The sequence below is a fragment of the Pseudomonas putida genome (assembly GCF_028682475.1).
GTDB lineage: Bacteria > Pseudomonadota > Gammaproteobacteria > Pseudomonadales > Pseudomonadaceae > Aquipseudomonas > Aquipseudomonas putida_AG.
On the sequence record NZ_JANHLE010000058.1, the window covers coordinates 1 to 5,621 of the forward strand.

The 5,621-nt window shown below is 60.2% G+C and carries 8 protein-coding genes; all 8 read right to left on the reverse strand.

Annotation, left to right across the window (positions count from 1 at the left end):
* Window positions 1-132: 132 nt before the first annotated feature.
* The 8 genes from flhB to fliL are packed head-to-tail and all read right to left on the reverse strand — an operon-like array spanning window position 133 to window position 5,540.
* Window positions 133-1,266, reverse strand: coding sequence for a flagellar biosynthesis protein FlhB (gene flhB, locus NPS47_RS24900; RefSeq protein WP_274297383.1), 1,134 nt, complete (start codon window positions 1,264-1,266; stop codon window positions 133-135).
* 2 nt (window positions 1,267-1,268) lie between these two features.
* Window positions 1,269-2,045 (reverse strand): flagellar biosynthetic protein FliR, encoded by a 777-nt coding sequence (gene fliR / locus NPS47_RS24905; RefSeq protein ID WP_157193489.1) that lies wholly within the window; start codon window positions 2,043-2,045, stop codon window positions 1,269-1,271.
* 7 nt (window positions 2,046-2,052) lie between these two features.
* The gene (gene fliQ / locus NPS47_RS24910) at window positions 2,053-2,322 is read right to left on the reverse strand and encodes a flagellar biosynthesis protein FliQ (protein ID WP_274297384.1); all 270 of its coding nucleotides are present in this window, start codon (window positions 2,320-2,322) and stop codon (window positions 2,053-2,055) included.
* Between the two features lie 21 nt (window positions 2,323-2,343).
* Complete coding sequence (fliP, locus tag NPS47_RS24915; RefSeq protein WP_274297385.1) at window positions 2,344-3,096, reverse strand: flagellar type III secretion system pore protein FliP; 753 nt, start codon at window positions 3,094-3,096, stop codon at window positions 2,344-2,346.
* Complete coding sequence (fliO, locus tag NPS47_RS24920; protein WP_274297388.1) at window positions 3,096-3,500, reverse strand: flagellar biosynthetic protein FliO; 405 nt, start codon at window positions 3,498-3,500, stop codon at window positions 3,096-3,098. The genes fliP and fliO overlap by 1 nt, the downstream gene beginning before the upstream one ends.
* Window positions 3,501-3,548: 48 nt before the next feature.
* Entirely contained in the window at window positions 3,549-4,016 is a 468-nt protein-coding gene (gene fliN / locus NPS47_RS24925) for a flagellar motor switch protein FliN (RefSeq protein WP_274297386.1), read from the reverse strand.
* Between the two features lie 48 nt (window positions 4,017-4,064).
* Complete coding sequence (gene fliM, locus NPS47_RS24930; protein WP_038613349.1) at window positions 4,065-5,033, reverse strand: flagellar motor switch protein FliM; 969 nt, start codon at window positions 5,031-5,033, stop codon at window positions 4,065-4,067.
* Between the two features lie 9 nt (window positions 5,034-5,042).
* Window positions 5,043-5,540: a flagellar basal body-associated protein FliL gene (gene fliL / locus NPS47_RS24935; protein WP_274297387.1), complete on the reverse strand. Its 498-nt coding sequence runs from the start codon at window positions 5,538-5,540 to the stop codon at window positions 5,043-5,045.
* Window positions 5,541-5,621: the final 81 nt, after the last annotated feature.

The window sequence follows — 5,621 nt, forward strand, 5'->3', positions numbered from 1 at the left end:
GTGTAAACCATGTCTCCGGTTTACTGTGTAAAGGATGTCTCCGGTTGTACACCCCCGACAGCGTTCTGTCAGTCACATCGTTTCGCGGGGCAAGCCCGCTCCCACCACAGACAGTTGCTCCTACCGAAGGCCTTAATCGCGCTGCAGGTCCGGCGGGATGGGCAAGTCCTTGAGCGGCTCTGGCGGCTTGCCCTTGCCAGCCCGGTACTGGCGGATCTGGAAGACATAGGCCAGCACCTGGGCCACTGCCAGGTACAGCCCAGCCGGAATCTCTTCCTCAAGCTCGGTTGAGTAGTAAATTGAACGCGCCAGCGCCGGGGACTCAAGCACCTGGATCTTGTGCTCGTTGGCAATTTCACGAATTTTCAAGGCAATGAAGTCAGTACCCTTGGCCAGTAGCAAAGGTGCAGCACCCTTCTCCGGGTCGTACTTGAGCGCCACGGCATAGTGGGTCGGGTTGGTAATGATGACGTCCGCTTCGGGGATCGCCGCCATCATCCGCCGCTGCGACGCTTCGCGCTGGAGCTGGCGGATACGCTGCTTGACCTCCGGTTTGCCTTCGCTGTCCTTGTACTCGTCACGCACCTCCTGCTTGGTCATCAGCATCTTCTTGTGCGTCTGCCAGAGCTGGATCGGCACGTCCGCCGCGGCAATCAGCAGCAAGCCGGCAGCCATCCACAAAGCACTCCAGCCCACCACCTGAACGCAGTGAATGATTGCCTGATCCAAGGGCTCATTGGCAATCGCCAGCAGGTCGTCACGGTCCGCCGACAGCACGGCCAGGGCCACGATCAGAATCATGAAGAACTTGGCAAATGCCTTGAGCAACTCGGACAAGGCGTTGACCGAGAACATTCGTTTGATCCCGGACAGCGGGTTCATCCGACTGAACTTGGGCTGCAACAGACTACCGGAAAACAGGAAGCCGCCCAGCGCCACCGGGCCGATGATCGATGCCACCAGCAATACCAACAACACCGGCTGCACCATAAGCAGTGCAGACTTACCGGCTGCCATGAGGAAAATCCCCATGAAGCGCTCATCAGTGATCACTTCGCGAGTCAAAATGAAGTTGCTGCGCATCAACTCCATCATCGCCTGAGCCATACCTCCACCAAATGCCAACAACGCGCCTGCGCCGGCCAGGGTCACCGCTACCGTATTGAGTTCCTTGGAGCGCGCGATCTCGCCCTTTTCCCGCGCGTCCTTCTTGCGCTTGTCGGTGGGGTCTTCTGTTTTGTCCTGACCGCTTTCGCTCTCTGCCATGCTCAGCGCGCCCGTGCCAGCTCACGCATCCATTGCAAGGCCTCGGAGGCCAGTGCCTGGTAATGCGGAAGAATGTCAGCCAGGACAATCCAGAAGATCCCGAGCCCCAGCACCAGTATCAGCGGAAAGCCGATGGAAAAGATGTTCAGTTGCGGCGCCGCACGCGTCATCACACCAAAGGCGATGTTGACCACCAGCAACGCGGTGATGGCCGGCAGCACCAGCAACAACGCAGCGCCCAGCACCCAGCTCAGGCGTCCGGCCAGATCCCAGAAATGATTGACCAGCAAACCACTGCCCACCGGCAAGGTGGTGAAGCTCTCGGTGAGCACCTCAAAGACCACCAGGTGACCGTTGATGGCCAGAAACAACAGGGTCACCAACATGGTCAGGAACTGGCCGATAACCGCAACGTTGACGCCGTTGGCCGGGTCAACCATAGAGGCGAACGCCATACCCATCTGGACCGCGACAATCTGCCCGGCAATCACGAAAATCTGGAAAAACAGTTGTAGCGACAGGCCGAACAGCGCGCCGATGATCACCTGCTCGGCGATCAGCAGCAACGCACTGAGGTCAAGCGCATGGACCTCAGGCATCGGCGGCAAGCCGGGCACGATCACCACAGTAATGGCCAGGGCAAAATACAGGCGAACGCGCGCCGGCAGCAGTGTGGTACCAAACACCGGCATGGTCATCAGCACTGCGGTCACACGAAACAGCGGCAGGATGAAACTGGCCACCCACGTGCTTATCTGCGCATCGGTCAGCTCGAGCATGGGCGCGTCAGCCGATCAGTTGCGGAATGTTGCCGTACAACGACAGGATGTATTCCATGAACTTCTGCACCAGCCACGGCCCGGCCACGATCAGGGTCACCAACATCACCAACAGGCGCGGGAGAAAACTCAGGGTCTGTTCGTTGATCTGCGTCGCCGCCTGGAACATCGCCACGATCAAGCCCACCAGCAGGCTCGGCACCACCAGCACGGCGACCATCAGGGTGGTCAGCCACAGCGCATCACGAAACAGGTCGACGGCAACTTCAGGGGTCATGGTCCACTTCTCCTTGCGGCGTCAGACGCCGCCGAAACTGCCGGCCAGGGTGCCCATGATCAGGGCCCAGCCATCGACCAGCACGAACAGCATGATCTTGAACGGCAACGAGATGATCAGCGGCGAGAGCATCATCATACCCATGGCCATCAGCACACTTGCCACCACCAGGTCGATGATCAGGAACGGAATGAAGATCATGAAACCGATCTGGAAGGCGGTTTTCAGCTCCGAGGTGACGAACGCCGGCACCAGGATCGTCAGCGGCGCCTGATCGGGGCTGGCAATGTCGGTGCGCTTGGACAGGCGCATGAACAGGTCCAGGTCACTCTGGCGAGTCTGGGCGAGCATGAAATCCTTGAGTGGCACCTGCGCCTTGGCAATTGCCTCCTGAGCCACCATCTGTTCATTCAGGTAGGGCTGCAGGGCGTCCTTGTTCACCCGGTCGAACACCGGCGCCATGATGAACATGGTCAGGAACAGCGCCAACCCAGTAAGAATCTGGTTTGATGGTGTCTGCTGCAGGCCCAGTGCCTGGCGCAGGATGGAGAAGACAATGATGATGCGGGTGAAGCTGGTCATCAGGATGACGAACGCCGGAATGAAACTCAGCGCCGTCATGATCAGCAGGATCTGCAGGCTGACCGAATACTCCTGCTGCCCGTCCGCACCATTGGACAGGGTAATGGCCGGGATCGACAACGGATCGGCGGCCAGGGCCAGTGGCGCTGCCAACAGCAACAGCAGCGACAACATCATGCGCAATGCGCCCATTACGACCTACCCTTCTGATCCTTGCCCATCAGCTCCATCAGGCGCTGGGCGAATTCTGGTGTTGCCTGACGCGCACCGGCAGGCACCTCGACCGGCTCCGCCATCACGTGCAATGCCTCGATGCTGCCAGGCGTATGGCCGATCAGGATCTGCTCCTTGCCGACCTGTATCAGCAACAGGCGATCCCGCGGGCCCAAGGTGCGACTGCCGAGGATCTCGATGACCTGACCGTTGCCTGGCGCAGCGTTCTGCACCCGGCGCAACAGCCAGGCGAGCAGAAAAATCAGCCCCAGCACCAACAGCAACCCCAGCACCAACTGGGTCAATTGCCCGGCGGCACTGCCACCACTGCCCGACGCCACTACCGCGGCAGTCGGCTGCACAGTGGCCAGGGCCACGTCCATATACAGGGCGCCAGCCAATGCCAGGCCGCGCGGCAGAAGGCGGCTCACTCAGCGCAGCTTCTTGATACGTTCGCTCGGACTGATCACGTCAGTCAGGCGAATGCCGAACTTTTCGTTGACCACCACCACTTCACCGTGGGCGATCAGCGTGCCGTTGACCAGCACATCAAGCGGCTCACCGGCCAGACGATCCAGCTCGATCACCGAGCCCTGGTTGAGCTGCAGCAGGTTGCGGATGTTGATCTCGGTGCTGCCCACTTCCATGGAGATGCTCACTGGAATGTCCAGGATCACGTCCAGGTTCGGGCCATCGAGGGTCACCTGCTCGTTGCTACGCGGCGAGCTGCCGAACTCTTCCATAGGCAAGCGGTTGGATGCCGGCGCGCTGCCGACGTCCGCGGCCAGCAAGGCGTCAATGTCGGCCTGGCCGGCGTCACCGGTTTCTTCCAGGGCAGCCGCCCACTCATCGGCCAGAGCCTGCTCTTCCGGAGAGGTGATGTCGTTTTCGTTAGCCATTTTGTCCTCGACGGGCAATCAATTCGGAGTTGGAACAACCGGCGCCGTTCAGCGGCGCTCGATCGGATCGATAATCTGCAAGGCCAGGGTGCCTTTGTGCGAACCCAGCTTGGCCTTGAACGACGGCACGCCGTTGGCCCGCAGGATCAGCTCATCAGGCAGCTCGACCGGAATCACATCACCGGGCTGCATGTGCAGAATGTCGCGCAGCTTCAGCTGGCGGCGGGCGACCGTGGCGCTCAGCGGTACGCTGACATCCAGTACGTCTTCGCGCAGGGCTTTGATCCAGCGCTCGTCCTGGTCGTCCAGGTCGGACTGGAAACCGGCGTCGAGCATTTCGCGCACCGGCTCGATCATTGAATACGGCATGGTCACGTGCAGGTCGCCGCCACCGCCATCGAGTTCGATGTGGAAGGTCGAGACCACCACCGCCTCACTCGGCCCGACGATGTTGGCCATTGCCGGGTTGACCTCGGAGTTGATGTACTCGAAGTTGACCGGCATGATCGCCTGCCAGGCTTCCTTGAGATCGACGAACGCCTGGTCCAGCACCATGCGCACCACGCGCAGCTCGGTCGGGGTGAACTCCCGCCCCTCGATCTTGGCGTGACGACCGTCACCACCAAAGAAGTTATCCACCAGTTTGAACACCAGCTTGGCGTCGAGAATGAACAGCGAGGTCCCGCGTAGCGGCTTGATCTTCACCAGGTTCAGGCTGGTGGGTACATACAACGAGTGCACGTACTCACCGAACTTCATCACCTGCACACCGCCAACCGCGACGTCGGCAGAGCGACGCAACAGGTTGAACATGCTGATGCGGGTGTAACGGGCGAAGCGCTCGTTGATCATTTCCAGGGTCGGCATGCGTCCGCGAACGATGCGATCCTGGCTGGTCAGGTCATAGCTTTTGACGCTGCCAGGCTCAGCGTGGCTCTCGGTTTGTACCAAACCATCGTCGACACCATGCAGCAAGGCATCGATTTCATCCTGGGACAGCAGGTCCTGCACGGCCATCGGTGGCTCCTACTGCAATACGAAATTGGTGAACAGCAACTGGTCGATGACCGGCTTGCCGACTTCCTTCTGGGCGACTTCCTGAATGCTGGCGGTCGCTTTCTGGCGCAACATCTCCTGGCCAACGGGGTTTGCCAGCGCGTCGAAACCCTGCCCGGAAAACAGCATCACCAGGTTGTTGCGGATCACCGGCATATGCACTTTCAAGGCATCCAGCGCGGCCTGGTCGCGCCCCTGCAGGGTGATGCTTACCTGCATGTAACGCTGACGACCGTTCTGGTTGAAGTTGACCACGAAGGCTGGCGCCAGGGGCTCGTAGATCGCCGCAGGCTTGAGGTTGCCGGCCAGTGCCGGATCCGCCGCCGGCTTGTCCTCTGACTTGTGCAGGACGAACCAGGTAGCGCCCACCGACAGACCGATGGCCAGCAGCAATGCCAGCACCAGTAGCAGGATCAGCTTGAGTTTGCCTTTAGCGGTGGGGTCTTTCTCTGCGTCGCTCTTCGCCATGCCAATATTCCGTCATTCATCGGAGAATTCAGTCACATGGCGTGGGGTGAGCAAGTGTTATGCCAACCTGGGTGTAGGAGC